Consider the following 1,767-nt stretch of genomic DNA (forward strand, 5'->3'; position numbering starts at 1 on the left):
GTCGCCGACGACGGTCCGCACCGCGTGCAGCGCCATCGCCCCGCGGTCGTAGACCGGTGCGTCGAAGAGGTGCGTGAAGTCGCCCGGGGCGGCGGCCCAGCGCCGCCGACCGGCTCTTCGCGGCCGGTGCCGCGCGTCCGCTACAGGTGGCGGGGGGTGAGCTCCGCCATCGCGGACCAGCCGCTGCCGGGGGCCTCGGTGCTGATGATCTGCGGAGTGGTGGCGATGGCGTCGGCCATCTTGTCCATCGCGGCCTTGAAGTGCGCCGAATTGACGTGCGCGTCACCGGCCTCACGGGAGGCGAAGCCCTCGACCAGGACGAACTGGTTCGGGTTGTCGACGCTGGTGGACCACTCGAAGAAGAGGTTGCCCGGCTCGTCGCGGGTCGCCTGGGTGAAATCGCCGACGATCTCCAGCCAGTTCTCGGTGTGCTCGGGGCGTACGTTCATCTTCACGACGATGAAGATCATCGATGTCTCCTGCGGTCTCGGGCGGCAGGGCCGTGCATACGGCGCCGAAGGTGATGGGCGGGCGAGAGCGCCCGCGTCGTTGTCCACGGTGCGGCAGACCACGGCGATTGCCGAAGCGGACACGGGCCCGATTCCGGCCCTGCCGGAAAATTGAGCCGAGCGGGAGACGCTACGCCGCGGCCGGCAGGGTCTGCGGACCTCCCACGGGCCGACGCGTGGCAGGAGCCGCGAGACCCTCCGCCCCCTCGGGCACCGGCACCGAAGCGAAGATCGCGTCCTGCTGCTCCTGGAGCTCCTTGGCGCGCTCGGCCGGCGTGCTGGGCAGCCGCTGCTCCTCGTAGAGCTTGTGGGTCACCTCCTGCGCCCACTTGCTCGACGGGGTGTGGAACTGGACCTCGAAGACGTGCCCGGACCCGAGGTCGCGCCAGGCCGAGTTGATGCCCTTGTAGCCCTTCTGGGTGCCCCAGGTGTTGGACCACTTGGCGCTGTCGTTGCCCCAGCTCGACAGCATCGACGAGGCCGCCGTCACCCCCTTGGTGTAGCGGCCGTCCGGCCACTCCAGCGTGTAGCGGATCGAGTCGTTGATCTTGGCGAGTGCCCCGTCGACGGTCTGGCCCGGTGTGGCCTTCAGCGACGTCGCGACCTTGCGCTTGAGCGAGTCGGCGGACTTCAGCCGCTGGTCGAAGCCGATGAGGGTGGCGTGGCTGACCTGGGCGACCGCCCTCATCTCGGGACTGATCGACTGCTCGGCCCGCTGGGCGTGGGTGAGGAAGTCGTCGACCTTCTTGTTCTCCGCGGCGTCGAGCGACAGCCCGTCACCGTGCCAACCGCCGTCTTCGAGCTGCCGCCCGGCCTTGACCACCTGACCTGAGGGTCCCGGGCGGGACTCGGCCGCGCCCTGCGCGAAGGCACCGGACACGGAGGCGGCACCGAGGGCGGTGGCCAGCGCGGCCGCGGCCGCGAAGCGATGGAGCGTGCGGTGGATGGTCATACGCGTGATTCGTCCTTCTCTCGACGGGCGTCGCCCGCGCCGGCTGAGGCGCGGATCGAACGGTGTGCGGCGAGAGGTACAACGCGCGAGGCGGCCTTCGAGTAACCAGGAAGTGGGGCTGTACGGGTGGTTTATGGGCGCGTGACGAGTGTGATGGTCTGATAAATCACCTGATGGGTGGTTAGGTTCCTTGGGCTGGTTGTAAGGGGCTGTTCGGTGGGGGGAGTGGGTGGTGGTTGTGGTGGGTGGTGTGTGGGTGCCGGGTCCGGTGGGTGTGGTGTCGGGGGACGGGGATGAGGGTGGCGG

Annotated in this window: 3 protein-coding genes; 1 reads left to right on the forward strand and 2 read right to left on the reverse strand. The window is 69.4% G+C overall.

Translation table 11 applies throughout. The annotated features are described in order from the left end of the window. Positions 1-140: 140 nt before the first annotated feature. Positions 141-470, reverse strand: a complete 330-nt coding sequence (locus tag AB0435_RS34115) for a putative quinol monooxygenase (RefSeq protein WP_366005736.1) — start codon at positions 468-470, stop codon at positions 141-143. Between AB0435_RS34115 and AB0435_RS34120 the strand changes: the two genes are divergently transcribed. Then, positions 460-624, forward strand: coding sequence for a hypothetical protein (locus AB0435_RS34120; protein WP_366005735.1), 165 nt, complete (start codon positions 460-462; stop codon positions 622-624). The genes AB0435_RS34115 and AB0435_RS34120 overlap by 11 nt on opposite strands. Positions 625-639: 15 nt before the next feature. Here the strand turns inward: AB0435_RS34120 and AB0435_RS34125 are convergent, their stop codons facing one another. Beyond that, positions 640-1,461: an ATP nucleotide 3'-pyrophosphokinase gene (locus tag AB0435_RS34125; RefSeq protein ID WP_366428733.1), complete on the reverse strand. Its 822-nt coding sequence runs from the start codon at positions 1,459-1,461 to the stop codon at positions 640-642. Positions 1,462-1,767: the final 306 nt, after the last annotated feature.

It is taken from the genome of Streptomyces sp. NPDC051173, from assembly GCF_040689515.1.
Classification (GTDB): Bacteria; Actinomycetota; Actinomycetes; order Streptomycetales; family Streptomycetaceae; genus Streptomyces.